Annotated in this window: 12 protein-coding genes; 4 read left to right on the top strand and 8 right to left on the bottom strand. The window is 69.3% G+C overall.

Features of this window, described 5'->3' with window-relative positions:
• Positions 1-233: 233 nt before the first annotated feature.
• Complete coding sequence (locus tag KCH48_RS16480) at positions 234-1,202, top strand: SMP-30/gluconolactonase/LRE family protein (protein ID WP_210574833.1); 969 nt, start codon at positions 234-236, stop codon at positions 1,200-1,202.
• Positions 1,203-1,248: 46 nt separating this feature from the next.
• Here KCH48_RS16480 and KCH48_RS16485 read toward each other — a convergent pair whose 3' ends face one another.
• The 8 genes from KCH48_RS16485 to KCH48_RS16520 all read right to left on the bottom strand — a co-directional run bounded on the left by KCH48_RS16485 (position 1,249) and on the right by KCH48_RS16520 (position 9,828).
• Positions 1,249-2,229, bottom strand: coding sequence for a PAC2 family protein (locus tag KCH48_RS16485; protein ID WP_210574835.1), 981 nt, complete (start codon positions 2,227-2,229; stop codon positions 1,249-1,251).
• Between the two features lie 244 nt (positions 2,230-2,473).
• Positions 2,474-3,145, bottom strand: coding sequence for a FadR/GntR family transcriptional regulator (locus tag KCH48_RS16490; protein WP_210574836.1), 672 nt, complete (start codon positions 3,143-3,145; stop codon positions 2,474-2,476).
• A gap of 85 nt (positions 3,146-3,230) precedes the next feature.
• Positions 3,231-3,980 carry a nucleoside phosphorylase gene (locus KCH48_RS16495; protein ID WP_210574837.1) on the bottom strand — a complete coding sequence of 250 codons (750 nt, stop codon included), beginning with the start codon at positions 3,978-3,980 and terminating at the stop codon, positions 3,231-3,233.
• A gap of 68 nt (positions 3,981-4,048) precedes the next feature.
• Complete coding sequence (locus tag KCH48_RS16500; RefSeq protein ID WP_210574838.1) at positions 4,049-4,501, bottom strand: phospholipase; 453 nt, start codon at positions 4,499-4,501, stop codon at positions 4,049-4,051.
• A 181-nt stretch (positions 4,502-4,682) separates the two neighbouring features.
• On the bottom strand, positions 4,683-6,299 hold the full coding sequence (locus KCH48_RS16505) for a glycerol-3-phosphate dehydrogenase/oxidase (RefSeq protein WP_210574839.1): 1,617 nt from the start codon (positions 6,297-6,299) through the stop codon (positions 4,683-4,685).
• Between the two features lie 46 nt (positions 6,300-6,345).
• On the bottom strand, positions 6,346-7,887 hold the full coding sequence (gene glpK, locus KCH48_RS16510) for a glycerol kinase GlpK (protein ID WP_210574840.1): 1,542 nt from the start codon (positions 7,885-7,887) through the stop codon (positions 6,346-6,348).
• Between the two features lie 62 nt (positions 7,888-7,949).
• A complete protein-coding gene (locus KCH48_RS16515) occupies positions 7,950-8,744 on the bottom strand; it encodes an MIP/aquaporin family protein (protein WP_210574841.1) in 795 nt (264 codons plus the stop codon).
• Between the two features lie 319 nt (positions 8,745-9,063).
• Positions 9,064-9,828 carry an IclR family transcriptional regulator gene (locus KCH48_RS16520; protein WP_210574843.1) on the bottom strand — a complete coding sequence of 255 codons (765 nt, stop codon included), beginning with the start codon at positions 9,826-9,828 and terminating at the stop codon, positions 9,064-9,066.
• A gap of 307 nt (positions 9,829-10,135) precedes the next feature.
• Between KCH48_RS16520 and metH the strand changes: the two genes are divergently transcribed.
• The 3 genes from metH to KCH48_RS16535 all read left to right on the top strand — a co-directional run bounded on the left by metH (position 10,136) and on the right by KCH48_RS16535 (position 16,531).
• Positions 10,136-13,648 carry a methionine synthase gene (gene metH, locus KCH48_RS16525; RefSeq protein ID WP_210574845.1) on the top strand — a complete coding sequence of 1,171 codons (3,513 nt, stop codon included), beginning with the start codon at positions 10,136-10,138 and terminating at the stop codon, positions 13,646-13,648.
• Positions 13,649-13,800: 152 nt separating this feature from the next.
• Entirely contained in the window at positions 13,801-14,502 is a 702-nt protein-coding gene (locus tag KCH48_RS16530) for an HAD family phosphatase (RefSeq protein ID WP_210574848.1), read from the top strand.
• 421 nt (positions 14,503-14,923) lie between these two features.
• Positions 14,924-16,531, top strand: a complete 1,608-nt coding sequence (locus tag KCH48_RS16535) for an ABC transporter substrate-binding protein (RefSeq protein WP_210574850.1) — start codon at positions 14,924-14,926, stop codon at positions 16,529-16,531.
• Positions 16,532-16,586: the final 55 nt, after the last annotated feature.

A 16,586-nucleotide genomic window follows, 5' to 3' on the forward strand; every position in this document is an offset into this window, starting at 1 on the left:
GGAACCAGCCCGGTTGACGTGAACGTCAATGAGACAGTGCGCGCTTGGTTCTCGCAACGCACCGTGTGCAATCGGCGTGAAAGAGATGTCCCGTAACAATCCGGCCAGAAGCTGTCTACTGGCTGTCGAGGGACGGGGGAGAGCTGCGGAGCCCTCCGCCATGTGATGGGGTGGACGCGTCAGTTGACCGTTGGACCAGCCAGTCGGCCGGTCCCTCCGCGGAAGGACGCACAGTGGCACCCACGCATCGCTCCTTCGCACATGGCCCCACCCGCCGCAGACTCCTCACGGCCGGTGCCGCGACCGCCGGTGCCGTGCTCGCCGGGGCCACGACGGCCTCGGCCTCCGGGAAGTCCTGGCCGACCGTGATCCCGCTGCCCGACGGCTTCCGCCCGGAGGGCATCACCATCGGCGGCGGGCCCTACGCCTACCTCGGCTCGCTCGGCGACGGCTCGATCTACCGGGCCGACCTGCGCACCGGCAAGGGCGGCATCATCTCGACCGGGCCCGGCACGCCCTCCGTCGGCCTCAAACTCGACGACCGGGGACGGCTGTTCGTCGCCGGACGCGGCCAGGGCGCCCGGGTCGTCGACGCCCGCAGCGGCGCGATCATCGCGTCGTACGTCCTCACCACGGCGACCCCGACCTTCGCCAACGATGTGTTCCTGACCCCCCGCACGGCCTGGTTCACCGACTCCTACCAGCCCGCGCTCTACGCCCTGCCGCTCGGCCGGCGCGGCGCGCTGCCGGACGCGGACGACATCGTGACGCTCACACTGAGCGGCGACTGGAGCCAGGTCCCCGGCGAGGTCGTCAACGCCAACGGCATCACCCGCACCCCCGACGGCTCGGCCCTGCTGGTCGTGCAGTCCGGGGTCGGCGCCCTGCACCGGGTGGACCCGAAGACCGGCGTCACCAAGATCGTCGACCTCGGCGACGCGGCCCCGCTCACCAACGGCGACGGCCTGCTGCTGCTCGGGCGGACGCTGTACGTCGTCCAGAACCGGCAGAACGCGATCGACGTGTTCACGCTCGCGCCGGACGGCACCAGCGGAGTCTTCCGGCGCCGCATCACCGACCCGGACTTCGACGTGCCGACCACGGTCGCCGCGTACCGGGACCGGCTCTACCTGCCCAACGCACGGTTCACGACGACTCCGACGCCGACGACCACGTACGACCTGGTCGCTGTGGCGCGCTGAGAACGTCAGGGGCGGTACGGCTCTCCCGTACCGCCCCTTCTGTGTCTCAGTCCTCGGACGAATCCTCTTCGTCCGTCTCCGTCTCCGGCTTCGGAGGCTTCGGCGGCTTGGCACGACCGCCGGGGCCATCACCCCGGTCCTTGAGGAACGGCGTGCCCTCTCCGCCCTCCGTGGCATGGCCGCCCGGAGTGTCCCGGCGCCGCAGATACCGCTCGAACTCGCGGGCGATCGCCTCGCCCGAAGCCTCCGGCAGCTCGGCGGTGTCCCGCGCCTCCTCCAGCGTCTGCACGTACTCGGCGACCTCGGTGTCCTCGGCGGCCAGCTGGTCCACGCCCACCTGCCAGGCGCGCGCGTCCTCGGGCAGCTCGCCCAGCGGGATGCGTACGTCGATCAGGTCCTCCAGGCGGTTGAGGAGGGCCAGCGTCGCCTTCGGGTTGGGCGGCTGCGACACGTAGTGCGGGACGGCCGCCCACAGCGACACGGCCGGCACACCGGCGTGGGTGCACGCCTCCTGGAGGACGCCGACGATGCCCGTGGGGCCCTCGTACTTGGTCTCCTCCAGGTCCATCCGCCGGGCCAGGTCGGCGTCCGACGTGGTCCCGCTGATCGGGACGGGACGCGTGTGCGGGGTGTCGCCGAGCAGGGCGCCCAGGATGACCACCAGCTCCACGCCCAGTTCGTGGGCGAAGCCGAGAATCTCGTTGCAGAACGAGCGCCATCGCATGGACGGTTCGATACCGCGGACGAGAACGAGATCGCGGGGTTTTTCACCGCCGATCCGCACCACCGACAACCTTGTCGTCGGCCACGTGATCTTGCGCACTCCGGCGTCCATCCACACGGTGGGGCGGTTCACCTGGAAGTCGTAGTAGTCCTCGGCGTCCAGCGCCGCGAACACCTCGCCCTTCCACTCCCTGTCCAGATGCGCGACCGCGGTGGAGGCGGCGTCGCCGGCATCGTTCCAGCCCTCGAACGCGGCCACCATGACCGGGTCGATCAGCTCGGGAACCCCCTCGAGCTCGATCACCCAGCGCCTCCTTCCGACGTGCCCTCGCCTGACGTCCCAACCTTACGGCGTGCGACGGGGGTGCCCGCAGCCCCCTTGCACGGGGGAGTGAACGGATCAATGCCCTGTTCGCCACCCCAAAACACCCTTGGGCTCTCACTCGGGCCAGTGGACCAACCTAGGGGCGCGGGGAACTGCGCGACCAGCCACGACGAACCGGCACTCTCAAGACGACAAGCACCCCTACGGCGCCCCCCGGCCAAACTCACAACGTGGACCGCAACCACTGCTCCACGCTCGCGATATGCACCGTCGCCCACGACCTCGCCGCCTCCGCGTCCCGATCCCGCAGGGCCGCGAGGATCATCCGGTGCTCGTGCAGCGTGCGGCTGACCGCGTCCTCCTGGGTCAGCCCGCGCCAGATACGGGCGCGGGTGGTGGGACCCGAGAGGCCGTCGAGGAGCGAGCAGAGCACCGAGTTGCCCGAGCCCTGCACGATGCCCCGGTGGAAGTCCAGGTCACTCGCGACCAGTTCCTCGACCGACGGCGCGTCGCCGAGCTTGTCCAACTGGGCCGACAGTGCGTCCAGTTGCTGCTCGCTGACCCGGGAGGCCGCCATCGCCGTCGCGGCCGGCTCCAGGATGCGGCGTACGGCCAGGAACTCGAGGACCGTGTCGTCGCGGTGGAAGTCGACGACGAAGCTCAGCGCCTCCAGGAGGAGTTGCGGATCGAGGCTGGTGACGTACGTGCCGTCGCCCTGGCGCACGTCCAGGATGCGGATCAGGGACAGGGCGCGTACGGCCTCCCGCAGGGAGTTGCGGGACAGCCCCAGCTCGGAGGCGAGCTCGCTCTCCTTGGGCAGCCGGTCGCCCGGGCGCAGCGCGCCGGAGACGATCATGCCCTTGATCTTTTCGATCGCCTCGTCGGTGACTGCCATGGCCGGCCTCCCTGTCGTTCAGACATCCGATGTCTCACGCCATTATGGGGGTTCACCATGCTGAACGGGACGCCGAATGCGCAGATCAGGGCAACTGCCCCGCCAGCAGCCGCAGCGCCTCCAGGGATACGACGGCACCTCTTTCCACGCCCGCCGCCACGACCTTTCGGTGGGGGTCGTATCCGCCGGTGCCCTGTTCGTCGACGAGTTCGTCCGCGTTGGCACCGTCCACGACCAGCACGCCCCCGGCCACAAGCCCGCGCAGCGAGGCCGTCACCAGCAGCGCGGACAGCTCCATCTCGATCGCCGAGAGCCCCGCGCCGCCGTACGGGAAGAGGGGCAGCAGCCCCGGCTGGAACGCGGCCCGCGTCCACACGATGCCCCGGTGGTGCGGGGCGCCTGCCTCGCGTGCCGCGCGCTGGAGGGCGAACACCGCCTCGGGGGAGGAGACCGCCGGGTACTCGGGCGGCAGCAACTGGTGGGTGACCCCGTCGTCGCGTACGGCCGCCTCGGCGATGACCAGATCGCCGTCGCCGATGCCCGGCTTCATCGCGCCCGCCGTACCGAACCGTAGAAGGGTGTGCACGCCCGCGTCGGCCAGCTCCTGGAACAGCAGGATCGCGCCCGGAGCGCCCACCCCGTGCGAGGCGACGGTGACGGGCAGGCCCTTCCAACTCCCGCTGAAGACACGGTATTCGCGGTGGTACGAGACCTCCTCGGCGCCGTCGAGCAGTGCGGCGACGAGCGCCGCGCGTGCCGGGTCGCCGACGACGATCGCGTGCGCGGGGAGCCCGGTGCGGGGTATTCGGGTGACGGGCAGCAGATCATGGGGCATGTGGTGACGTTACCCAGGGGGAGGCCGGGTGCGGCGTACCGCACCCGGCCTCGGGGAGGTGACCGCTGTCAGCCGAAGGCCTTCACGGCCTGGTAGTACGTCCAGGCCGTGCTGTTGCAGGCGTTCTTCGTGCTGCCGCTGTAGTTGTTGCACACGCGCTTGAGGTCCTCGTAGAAGGCGCTGTCGAGGCGGGCCTTGTTGGCGTCGAACGCGCCCGCGGCCTTGTAGTTGCGGTAGCCGAAGTCGTGCCGGGCGCAGGACATGGCGAAGGGGAAGCCGAAGGGGTTGTCGGGCGAGGAGGAGCAGTAGTCGGTGGACCAGTTGAACTCGTAGGCGGCCCAGGCGGACTGGTTCGCGCGGGCGGCGGCCCACGTGTTGTAGCTCGACGCGCTGGTCTGGGTCCAGTTGGAGAGGACCTGGGGCTTGTCGGCGGGAACCGCGGTGGCGGTGGCGGCAGTTGCGGTGACGGTGATCAGGGCAAGGGCCGAAGCGGCGAGACCGGTGGTGAGTCTGCGGTGCATCCCACACCTCCATGAGGCCGCGATCCGTCCGTCGGATCGCAGGTTCATGACAAGATGATTGATCCACCATCAGGCCCTTCACACCTCTTGTGCCTTAATGGTCCGTTAACGGCATGCGAAAGGGGCGGCTCCGTCGGCGTGGAGCCGCCCCTTCCGTGTCGTAACGCCTACTTCTTGACGCCTACTTCTTGTCGAGCAGGTCCTGAACCTTCGCCCGGACGTCGTCCGTGGCCAGCCCTCGGATCGTCAACGTCGTACGGCGCCGCAGCACATCGTCCGTCGTCTGAGCCCACTCGTTGTCCCGCGCGTACACGACCTGCGCCCAGATCTCCGGGGCGTCCGGGTGGACCCGCTCACCCAGTTCGGGGCTTTCGTTCGCCAGCCGGGCGATGTCGAAGGCCAGGGAACCGTAGTGCGTCGCCAGGTGCTTCGCCGTGTCCGCACCCATCCGCGGGCCCGGCGCCGGCCGGTCCGTCAGCAGCCGGTGCGCTATCGCACGCGGGTTGGCGACGCCCGGCAGCGGCAGCTTCTTCGGCAGGGAGGCGATCGGCTCGAAGTCGTCGCCGAGCGGGTGCCCCGGAAGCGCCTCCAGCTTCTTCATGACCGTACGGCCGATGTGTCGGAACGTCGTCCACTTGCCGCCCGCGACCGACAGCATCCCGCCCCGGCCCTCGGTGACGACGGTCTCGCGCTTGGCCTTGGCCGTGCTGCCGGGGCCGCCCGGCAGCACCCGCAGGCCCGCGAAGGCGTAGGTGATCAGGTCACGGTCGAGCTGCTGGTCGCGGATGGAGAACGCGGCCTCGTCGAGGATCTGGGCTATGTCCTTGTCGTTGACGGCCACGTCCGCCGGGTCGCCCTCGAACTCCTCGTCCGTCGTACCGAGCAGCAGCATGTCCTCCCAGGGGAGGGCGAAGGTGATCCGGTACTTGTCGATCGGGGTCGCGAGCGCGGCCTTCCAGGGCGAGGTCCGCTTCAGGACGAGGTGCGCGCCCTTCGACAGCCGGATGGACGGCGCCGCGTTCGGGTCCTCCATCTTGCGCAGGTGGTCGACCCAGGGACCGGTGGCGTTCAGCACGAGACGGGCGCTGACGCCGAACTCGTCGCCGCTCGTGCGGTCCTTCAGCTCCGCGCCCGTCACCCGGCCCTTGGTGAAGCGCAGCCCGGTCACCTCGGCGTGGTTGAGGACGACCGCGCCCGCCTCGGCGGCCGCGCGGACCGTCATCAGCGCCATGCGGGCGTCGTTCATCTGGTCGTCGCCGTACACGGCCACGGCCCTGAGGTTCTCGGTGCGCAGCTCCGGCACGTCCTGCTGGGCCTTGGCGGGGGAGAGCAGATGGCCGACGCCGTCGCCGAAGGCGGAGAGCGCCGAGTACGCGAACACGCCCGCACCCAGCTTGGCCGCGCCGTGCGGGCCCCCCTTGTACACGGGGAGGTAGAAGGTGAGCGGGTTCGCCAGGTGGGGGGCCACCTGGCGGGAGACCGCACGGCGCTCGAAGTGGTTCTCCGCCACCAGCTTCACCGCGCCGGTCTGCAGATAGCGCAGACCGCCGTGGAGCAGCTTGGAGGAGGCGGAGGACGTGGCGCCGGCGAAGTCGCCGGCGTCGACCAGCGCCACCCTGAGCCCGGACTGCGCGGCGTGCCAGGCGGTGGAGATGCCCAGGATGCCGCCGCCGATCACGAGAAGGTCGTACGACGCCTTGGCGAGCTGCTCCCGGGTCTCGGCTCGGCTCGGGTTGAAGCCGGAGGCCGGGCGCGTCCCGAGGGCAGGCACGGACTGCAGGGTGGACTGACTGGTCATTTCGGGTTCTTACTCCTCATCAGAGTTCGAGAGCTGGCGGCTGTCGTCAGTTCTCGTCGTCCTCGATCCAGCCCATGGTCCGCTCGACGGCCTTGAGCCAGCTCTTGTACTCACGGTCGCGGGTGTCCGCGTCCATACGGGGGGTCCACTCGGCGGCCCGCCGCCAGTTGGCGCGCAGCTCGTCGGTGCCGGCCCAGAAGCCGACGGCGAGACCGGCGGCGTAGGCGGCGCCGAGGCAGGTGGTCTCGGCGACCATCGGGCGCACCACGGGGGCGTCCAGGAAGTCCGAGAGGGTCTGCATCAGCAGGTTGTTGGAGGTCATGCCGCCGTCGACCTTGAGGGCCACCAGCTCGTCGCCGGAGTCCTTGACCATGGCGTCGGCGATCTCCCGGGTCTGCCAGGCGGTGGCCTCCAGGACGGCGCGCGCGAGGTGCGCCTTGGTGACGTACCGGGTCAGACCGGCGATCACACCGCGGGCGTCGGACCGCCAGTGCGGGGCGAACAGGCCGGAGAAGGCCGGCACGAAGTAGGCCCCGCCGTTGTCCTCGACCGAGAGCGCGAGCGTCTCGATCTCGGCGGCGGTGGAGATCAGGCCCATCTGGTCGCGCATCCACTGCACCAGCGAGCCGGTGACGGCGATCGAGCCCTCGAGGGCGTAGACGGTCGGCTGCTCACCGATCTTGTAGCCGACGGTGGTCAGCAGTCCCGCGTACGAGTTGATGATCTTGTCGCCGGTGTTCATCACCATGAAGGTGCCGGTGCCGTAGGTCGACTTGACCTCGCCCTCGGAGAAACAGGTCTGGCCGAACAGGGCCGCCTGCTGGTCGCCGAGCGCGGACGCGACCGGGATGCCGCCGAGCAGGTCGCCCAGCTTGCCGCCCTTGATCTCGCCGTAGACCTCGGAGGAGGAGCGGATCTCGGGGAGGATCGCCAGCGGGACTCCGATCGACTCGGCGATCTTCTCGTCCCACGCCATGGTGTGGAGGTTCATCAGCATGGTGCGGGAGGCGTTGGTGACGTCGGTGACGTGATGGCCGCCGTTCACACCGCCGGTCAGGTTCCAGATGACCCAGCTGTCCATGGTGCCGAAGAGGATGTCGCCCGCCTCGGCGCGCTCCTTCAGGCCCTCGACGTTGTCGAGCAGCCAGCGGGCCTTGGGCCCGGCGAAGTAGGAGGCGAGGGGGAGGCCGGTCTCGCGGCGGAAGCGGTCCTGGCCGACGTTGCGGCCGAGCTCCTTGCAGAGCGCGTCGGTACGGGTGTCCTGCCAGACGATGGCGTTGTGGACGGGCTCACCGGTGTTCTTGTCCCACAGCACGGTCGTCTCGCGCTGGTTGGTGATGCCGATGGCCTTGATGTCGTCACGGGTGATGCCGGCCTTGGAGACGGCTCCGGCGACGACCTCCTGGACGTTGGTCCAGATCTCGGTGGCGTTGTGCTCCACCCAGCCCGGCTTCGGGAAGATCTGCTCGTGCTCCTTCTGGTCGACGGAGACGATACGGCCGTCCCGGTCGAAGACGATGCAGCGGCTGGAGGTGGTGCCCTGGTCGATGGCGGCGATGAACGGGCCGGCGGTGTGCGCGTCGGTCACGGTGTGCTCCTGGGGTTCCGTAGGAAGAGGCTGTCTGTACGGCGCGATGGCTGAATCGTGCTCTAAGCGAAAGCGACGTTGTAGATGCCTGCCGCGATGGCGCCGCCGATCAGCGGACCGACCACCGGGATCCAGGCGTAACCCCAGTCGGAGCCGCCCTTGTTGGGCAGGGGCAGGAGCGCGTGCGTGATTCGCGGACCGAGGTCACGGGCCGGGTTGATCGCGTAGCCGGTCGGGCCGCCGAGGGACAGACCGATCGAGACGACCACCAGCGCGGTGATCAGGGCGCCCAGCGTGCCGAGGCCGTCACCTTCGGCGTTCAGGCCCTGGGTGAGGATGGCCAGCACCAGCACGACGGTGCCGATGATCTCCGTGGCGAGGTTCTGCCACACCACCCGGATCTCCGGGCCGGTGGAGAAGATGCCCAGGACCGGTCCTGCGCCCTTCTCGCGGGCCTCGACGGCCTTGGCGGTGGTGGCCTGCGCGCCCGGACCGCCGACGATCTCCTTGTCGGTGAGGTGCGCGTGGAACTGGCCGTAGTAGGCGACCCACACCAGCGCCGCGCCGATCATCGCGCCGAGCAGCTGTCCGCCCCAGTAGGTCGGAACGTTGCTCCAGTCGTCGTCCTTGATCGCGAGCGCCAGGGTCACGGCCGGGTTGAGGTGGGCGCCGGAGAGCGGCGCAGAGGTGTACACGGCGGTCAGTACGGCGAAGCCCCACCCGAAGGTGATGGCGAGCCAGCCGGCGTTACGGGCCTTGGAGGCCTTGAGCGTGACGGCGGCGCAGACGCCACCGCCCAGCAGGATGAGTATGGCGGTACCGATGGTCTCGCCGATGAAGATGTCGGAGCTGGACACCCGCGACTCCTTTGTCCTTCGTCCAGGGGGAGAACTGCCGGCCCTTGGCGTCGTCACACTGTAACGCCTGTTGCCGGTCGGTGTTCGACAATGTCGACCGATGGACGGGAGTCTTGCCCTGGCGTTACAGGTGCGTCAAGAGTTCTGTTATCGAAAACACGATCGTTATTGATCGCGGTGAGCTATCGATCAGACGTCTTGCCAAACCAAGACAACGCCTACCAAGGCATGACAACAACCGGAGCGCCCGATGGTGCCCCGGTTTGCTGGATGTACTTGTCGGACGTGCTTGTGGGATGCGTTTGCCGGCGTACGGCGCTCAGAAGCGCCCGGCGCCCAGATCCCGGGAGACCGCGCGGGCGCAGTCCCGCACCGCCGCGATCAGCTCGGGCCGCACCTCGCCGTCCCGGCACAGCCGTTCCACGGCGCCGGCGACACCGACCGCGCCGACCGGCATGCGCCGCCGGTCGTGGATGGGAGCGGCGATGGAAGCGACGCCCTCCCAGGTCTCCTCGACGTCGGCCGCATATCCACGCGCGCGGGTCACGTCGAGGATCTGCTCGAAGCTGTCGAGCTCGCACACCGTCCGGTCCGTGAACGCCTTGCGGTCGGCCTCCAGCACCTCGCTGTGCGCGACCGGGTCGTAGGCCGACAGGACCTTGCCCAGGGCCGTGGAGTGCAAGGGCTGCATGGCGCCGATCTCCAGGACCTGGCGGCTGTCGTCGGGCCGGAAGACGTGGTGCACGATCAGCACGCCCTGCTGGTGCAGCACGCCCAGATAGACGCTCTCGCCGCTGGAGCGGGCCAGGTCGTCCGCCCACACCAGGGCGCGGGCCCGCAGTTCGTGCACGTCCAGGTAGGTGGTGCCCAGGCGCAGCAGCTCGGCGCCCAACTGGTAGCGCCCGGAGTTGTCGTCCTGCTCGACGAAGCCCTCCTGCTGGAGGGTGCGCAGGATGCCGTGGGCGGTGCCTTTGGCGAGGCCCAGGGACGAGGCGATGTCCGACAGGCCGAGCCGTCGCTCGCCGCCCGCGAGCAGCCGCAGCATCGCGGCCGCCCGTTCGAGCGACTGGATGTTCCGTGCCATCCCCGTCCTGCCTCCGTCCCCTTCGACCGTCGACCCGCGACGTCCGCTGCCGCCGTTCGGCAATGCCGAACACTACCGGTCCATGCCGACCCGCCGCCAATGGTCTGCGAGAACCCGTCGCGCACCCGTTCCTGCCGTGTCCCGCACTCGTATCCCGTTCGGGGCCCGCCCGTCATCTCGCGTCCGTCCCGTGGACCGTCTGACCATCCCGCCATGGACCCGGTTACGCTGGCTGCCGTGCGCCTACTGTGGAACGTCCCACGGGTTGCGCAAAGCCGACAGCCGTCGCACCAAAGGGAGCCCCTTAATGGCCTCGTCGCCGCTGACCCCTTCCGCCGACAGCCGGACCCGCGTGTCCGCGCTCCGTGAGGCGCTCGCCACCCGTGTGGTGGTCGCCGACGGGGCGATGGGCACCATGCTGCAGGCGCAGGACCCCACCCTCGAGGATTTCGAGAACCTCGAGGGCTGTAACGAGATCCTGAACGTCACCCGCCCGGACATCGTCCGCTCCGTCCATGAAGCGTATTTCGCGGTGGGCGTGGACTGCGTGGAGACGAACACGTTCGGCGCCAACCACACGGCCGCGGCGGAGTACGACATCGCCGACCGGGTGCACGAGCTGTCGGAGGCGGGCGCCCGTATCGCCCGCGAGACCGCCGACGAGTACGCCGCCCGCGACGGCCGGCAGCGCTGGGTCCTCGGCTCGGTCGGCCCCGGCACCAAGCTGCCCACCCTCGGCCACATCGACTACCGCACGATCCGCGACGGCTACCAGGCCAACGCCGAGGGCCTGCTGGCCGGCGGCGCCGACGCGCTGATCGTCGAGACCACCCAGGACCTGCTGCAGACCAAGGCCTCCGTGCTGGGCGCCCGCCGGGCCCTGGAGGCGACCGGCGCCGACGTGCCCCTGCTGGTGTCGATGGCCTTCGAGACCACCGGCACGATGCTGCTCGGCTCCGAGATCGGCGCCGCGCTCACCGCGCTGGAGCCACTCGGCATCGACATGATCGGCCTGAACTGCTCCACCGGCCCCGCTGAGATGAGCGAGCACCTGCGCTACCTCACCCGGCACTCCCGCATCCCGCTGCTGTGCATGCCGAACGCCGGTCTGCCGATCCTCACCAAGGACGGCGCGCACTTCCCGCTGGACGCCGAGGGCCTCGCGGACGCGCAGGAGAACTTCGTCCGCGACTACGGCCTGTCCCTGATCGGCGGCTGCTGCGGTACGACGCCGGAGCATCTGCGCCAGGTCGTCGAGCGGGTGCGGGACCTCACGCCGAGCGAGCGCAGCCCGCGCCCCGAGCCGGGCGCCGCCTCCCTCTATCAGACCGTGCCGTTCCGCCAGGACACCGCCTATATGGCGATCGGCGAGCGCACCAACGCCAACGGCTCGAAGAAGTTCCGCGAGGCCATGCTGGACGGCCGCTGGGACGACTGCGTGGAGATGGCCCGCGAGCAGATCCGCGAGGGCGCGCACATGCTGGACCTGTGCGTGGACTACGTCGGCCGCGACGGCGTCGCCGACATGGAGGAACTCGCCGGCCGCTTCGCCACCGCCTCCACCCTGCCGATCGTCCTGGACTCCACCGAGGTCGACGTCATCAAGGCCGGCCTGGAGAAGCTCGGCGGCCGCGCGGTGATCAACTCGGTGAACTACGAGGACGGCGACGGCCCCGAGTCCCGCTTCGCCAAGGTCACCAAGCTGGCCCAGGAGCACGGCGCCGCGCTGATCGCGCTGACCATCGACGAGGAGGGCCAGGCCCGCACCCCGGAGCACAAGGTCGCGATCGCCGAGCGGCTGATCGCGGACCTGACCGGCAACTGGGGCATCCACGAGTCGGACATCCTCATCGACACCCTGACCTTCACCATCTGCACCGGCCAGGAGGAGTCCCGCAAGGACGGCATCGCCACCATCGAGGCGATCCGCGAGCTCAAGCGCCGCCACCCGGACGTGCAGACCACGCTGGGCCTGTCGAACATCTCCTTCGGCCTGAACCCGGCCGCCCGCATGCTGCTCAACTCCGTCTTCCTGGACGAGTGCGTCAAGGCGGGCCTGGACTCGGCGATCGTCCACGCGTCGAAGATCCTCCCGATCGCCCGCTTCACCGAGGAAGAGGTCCAGACGGCCCTCGACCTGATCTACGACCGCCGCGCCGAGGGCTACGACCCGCTGCAGAAGCTGATGGCCCTGTTCGAGGGCGCCACCACCAAGTCCCTGAAGGCGGGCCGCGCCGAGGAACTGGCCGCCCTGCCGCTGAACGAGCGCCTCAAGCGCCGCATCATCGACGGCGAGAAGAACGGTCTCGAGCAGGACCTGGACGACGCACTGGCGGAGCGCCCGGCGCTGGACATCGTCAACGAGACGCTCCTGGACGGCATGAAAGTCGTCGGCGAGCTGTTCGGCTCCGGCCAGATGCAGTTGCCGTTCGTGCTGCAGTCCGCCGAGGTCATGAAGACGGCGGTGGCCTACCTCGAGCCGCACATGGAGAAGACGGACGACGAGGGCAAGGGCACCATCGTGCTGGCGACCGTGCGCGGCGACGTGCACGACATCGGCAAGAACCTCGTCGACATCATCCTGTCCAACAACGGCTACACCGTGGTCAATCTCGGCATCAAGCAGCCCGTCTCCGCGATCCTGGAGGCCGCCGAGGAACACCGGGCCGACGTCATCGGCATGTCCGGCCTCCTGGTCAAGTCCACGGTGATCATGAAGGAGAACCTGGAGGAGCTCAACCAGCGCAAGATGGCCGCCGACTACCCGGTCATCCTCGGCGGCGCGGCGCTCACCCGCGCCTACGTTGAGCAGGATCTGCACGAGATCTACGAGGGCGAAGTCCGCTACGCCCGCGACGCGTTCGAGGGCCTGCGCCTGATGGACGCCCTCATCGGCGTCAAGCGGGGCGTGCCCGGCGCGAAGCTGCCCGAGCTGAAGCAGCGCCGGGTGCGGGCGGCCACCGTCCAGGTCGAGGAGCGCCCGGAGGAGGGGCACGTCCGCTCCGACGTCGCCACCGACAACCCCGTGCCCACGCCGCCGTTCTGGGGCACCCGCGTCATCAAGGGCATCCAGCTCAAGGAGTACGCCTCCTGGCTCGACGAGGGCGCTCTCTTCAAGGGCCAGTGGGGCCTGAAGGAGGCCCGCACCGGGGACGGGCCGTCGTACCAGGAACTCGTCGAGACCGAGGGCCGCCCGCGCCTGCGGGGCCTGCTGGACAAGCTGCAGACCGAGAACCTGCTGGAAGCGGCCGTCGTCTACGGCTACTTCCCGTGCGTGTCCAAGGACGACGACCTGATCCTCCTGGACGACGACGGCAACGAGCGCACCCGCTTCACCTTCCCGCGCCAGCGCCGCGGCCGGCACCTGTGCCTGGCGGACTTCTTCCGCCCGGAGGAGTCCGGCGAGAGAGACGTCGTAGGCCTCCAGGTCGTCACCGTGGGCTCACGGATCGGTGAGGAGACCGCGAAGCTGTTCGCGTCCGACTCCTACCGCGACTACCTCGAACTGCACGGGCTGTCCGTGCAGTTGGCGGAGGCGCTCGCCGAGTACTGGCACGCGCGCGTGCGGTCCGAGCTGGGCTTCGCCGGTGAGGACCCGGCCGATGTCGAGGACATGTTCGCCCTGAAGTACCGGGGCGCCCGCTTCTCGCTGGGCTACGGCGCCTGCCCGGATCTGGAGGACCGCGCCAAGATCGCCGAACTCCTTGAGCCGGAGCGTATCGGCGTCCGGCTCTCCGAGGAGTTCCAGCTGCACCCGGAGCAGTCCACGGACGCCATCGTGATCCACCACCCGGAGGCGAAGTACTTCAACGCCCGCTGACGCGTCGCCGCCGTACCCGCTGACCTGCGGGTTCAGGCATCCTCGAGGACGATCGGGCACGCTGATCGAAGAAGTCGTACACTGGTCGGTCCACCGCAGGCCGGCTCCCTTCCCGGGAGCCGGCCTGATCGTCCCTCAAGGAGGTAGGCCGGATGACCAGCACGGTCCCCGCGCTCGGAACCCGAACGGCCGAAGGGTCGGCACTTCAGGCCGTGCTCCTCGACATGGACGGCACCTTGGTGGACACCGAGGGCTTCTGGTGGGACGTCGAGGTCGAGGTCTTCGCCGGCCTCGGCCACGTCCTCGACGACTCCTGGCGCCATGTCGTGGTCGGCGGCCCGATGAGCCGCAGCGCGGGGTTCCTGATCGAGGCCACCGGCGCCGACATCACCCTCGCCGAGCTCAGCGTCCTGCTCAACGAGGGCTTCGAGGACCGTATCGACCGCGCCCTGCCGCTGATGCCGGGCGCTGCCCGGCTGCTGGGCGAGTTGTCGGCGTACGGGATCCCGACCGCCCTGGTCTCCGCCTCGCACCGGCGCATCATCGACCGGGTGCTCACCTCGCTGGGCGCCCACCACTTCGCCCTGACGGTCGCCGGGGACGAGGTGCGGCGCACCAAGCCGGACCCGGAGCCGTACCTGTTCGCGGCGGCCGGGCTCGGCGTGGATCCGGCCAGATGCGCGGTCATCGAGGACACCGCGACCGGTGTCGCGGCGGCCGAGGCCGCCGGCTGCCAGGTCGTGGCCGTGCCCTCGGTGACACCCATCGCCGCGGCCGCCCGGCGCACGATCGTGACCTCCCTGGAAGAGGTCGACCTGGCATTTCTGCACGGGCTGATGACGGAAATGGGCTAGGCGTTCACCGAGCGTGCGGCGCTGATAGCGAGGGAATTCCATACGGGCTCCGGTAAAAGAATTCACACGGCGCCGGATGGCCGAATTCAGGCCCTCGCACCGACCGTTCAGACTGTGACGTTCCCCACGGTTCGGGGGGTCGACAGGGGCGTCGACGTGTGCCGCTCGCCCCCGATTCGACGGCTGAGACGGGGTCTTGTGTCCCGATTGAGTGGATGCTGCACGAATCCTTCCACTGTCGGGTTTTCGGTGCGTCCACAGCCGGTTTCACTGCGTGATGGGGCCTCAACTCCGGGTGCGGCCAAGCCTTGTGCAGGTGCGGACTAATCTCGTCGCGAGAACATCGCCACTACCCCCGTGCCCCGCTGCGACACCCCTGCATGCCGGGTACACGGACTCACAGCTCTGGAGAAACTCGAGCATGAACCGCAAGACTTTGGTGCTGCCGGCCGTCATCGGCCTGCTCGCGCCCGTGCTCGCAGCCTGCGGCACGTCGGGCAGCGGCAGCGGCAGCGGTGACGCGATCGTCGTCGGCACCACCGACCGGTTCAACGCCTCGACGGAAGCACCCGCGCCCCTCGACCCGGCGTACGCCTACGACGTCGGCACCTGGAACGTCCTGCGCCAGACCGTGCAGACGCTGATGATCCAGCCCCGCGGCGAGGGCGAACCGGTGCCCGAGGCCGCCCAGAAGTGCGGCTTCACCGACACCGGCAACGAGCGCTACGCCTGCACACTCCGCGAAGGCCTCAAGTTCGCCAACGGTGACGCCGTCACGGCGGCCGATGTGAAGTACTCCATCGAGCGCGCCCGCTCCATCCAGGCCGACAGCGGTGTGTTCGCGCTGCTGTCCACCATCGACACCGTCGAGACGCAGGGCGACCGTGAGGTGATCTTCCACCTCAAGACCGCCGACGCCACCTTCCCGTTCAAGCTGTCGACGCCGGTCGCCGGCATCGTCAACCCCGACGACTACGAGAAGAACAAGCTGCGCGACGGTTTCGCGATCGACGGCTCCGGCCCGTACACCTTCGCGTCCGAGGTCAAGAACGACGAGCTGGTCAAGGCCGTGTTCACCAAGAACCCCAATTACAAGGGGACGTTGAAGGTGAACAACGACAAGGTCGAACTGCGCTCCTTCGCCGACGCCGGCGAGATGGGCACCGCGCTCGACGACGGTGACATCGACGTGATGACGCGCACCATGTCGCCCAAGCAGATCCAGAAGCTCTCCACGGCCGCCGCCGGCACCGACGAGGACCTCGTCGAGATGCCCGGCCTGGAAATCCGCTATCTCGCCTTCAACACCGACGCCCCGACGGTGAAGACCAAGGCCGTGCGCCAGGCGATGGCCCAGATCATCGACCGCGCCGCCCTGGTCTCCAAGGTCTACGGCGACCAGGCGGAGCCGCTCTACTCGCTGGTCCCGGCCACCATCACCGGCCACACCAACGCGTTCTTCAACAAGTACGGCGACCCGGACGTGGCCAAGGCCAAGGCCATGCTGACCAAGGCCGACATCACCACGCCGGTGAAGCTGACCCTCCACTACACGACCGACCACTACGGCTCGGCCACCAAGGAGGAGTTCGAGCTGCTCCAGAAGCAGCTGAACGCCAGCGGCCTGTTCGACGTCCAGATCAAGGGCGCCCTCTGGGAGACCTTCCGCCCGGCCGAGCAGAAGGGCGAGTACGACGTCTACGGCATGGGCTGGTTCCCGGACTTCCCGGACGCCGACAACTACCTCGCGCCGTTCCTCGACAAGGACAACTTCCTCGGCTCGCCGTACGACAACAGCCAGATCCGCAGCGCGCTGATCCCCCAGTCGCGCCGGGAGGCCGACCGGCTGTCCGCCGTCAAGAGCCTGACGGAGATTCAGGACATCGTCGCCGACGACGTGCCCATGCTGCCGCTGTGGCAGGGCAAGCAGTACGTCGCCGCCCGCGACGACATCACGGGCACCGCCTACGCTCTCAACGCCTCCTCCACGCTTCAGCTGTGGGAGCTCGGCCGCGGAGTCAGCGGCTGACCACTCCCGCCTCCGGGGCCGCGGACGACGGCCCCGCAATCGAGAACCGACGACA

Source organism: Streptomyces sp. GESEQ-4, assembly GCF_017948455.1.
In the GTDB taxonomy this organism is placed as follows: domain Bacteria; phylum Actinomycetota; class Actinomycetes; order Streptomycetales; family Streptomycetaceae; genus Streptomyces.

Coding starts and splice junctions, on each gene's coding strand:
- KCH48_RS16500 (WP_210574838.1), bottom strand. CDS start 4,501: ATGCACCGCAGACTCACCACCGGTCTCGCCGCTTCGGCCCTTGCCCTG.
- KCH48_RS16495 (WP_210574837.1), bottom strand. CDS start 3,980: ATGCCCCATGATCTGCTGCCCGTCACCCGAATACCCCGCACCGGGCTC.
- KCH48_RS16530 (WP_210574848.1), top strand. CDS start 13,801: ATGACCAGCACGGTCCCCGCGCTCGGAACCCGAACGGCCGAAGGGTCG.
- metH (WP_210574845.1), top strand. CDS start 10,136: ATGGCCTCGTCGCCGCTGACCCCTTCCGCCGACAGCCGGACCCGCGTG.
- KCH48_RS16505 (WP_210574839.1), bottom strand. CDS start 6,299: ATGACCAGTCAGTCCACCCTGCAGTCCGTGCCTGCCCTCGGGACGCGC.
- KCH48_RS16535 (WP_210574850.1), top strand. CDS start 14,924: ATGAACCGCAAGACTTTGGTGCTGCCGGCCGTCATCGGCCTGCTCGCG.
- KCH48_RS16520 (WP_210574843.1), bottom strand. CDS start 9,828: ATGGCACGGAACATCCAGTCGCTCGAACGGGCGGCCGCGATGCTGCGG.
- KCH48_RS16490 (WP_210574836.1), bottom strand. CDS start 3,145: ATGGCAGTCACCGACGAGGCGATCGAAAAGATCAAGGGCATGATCGTC.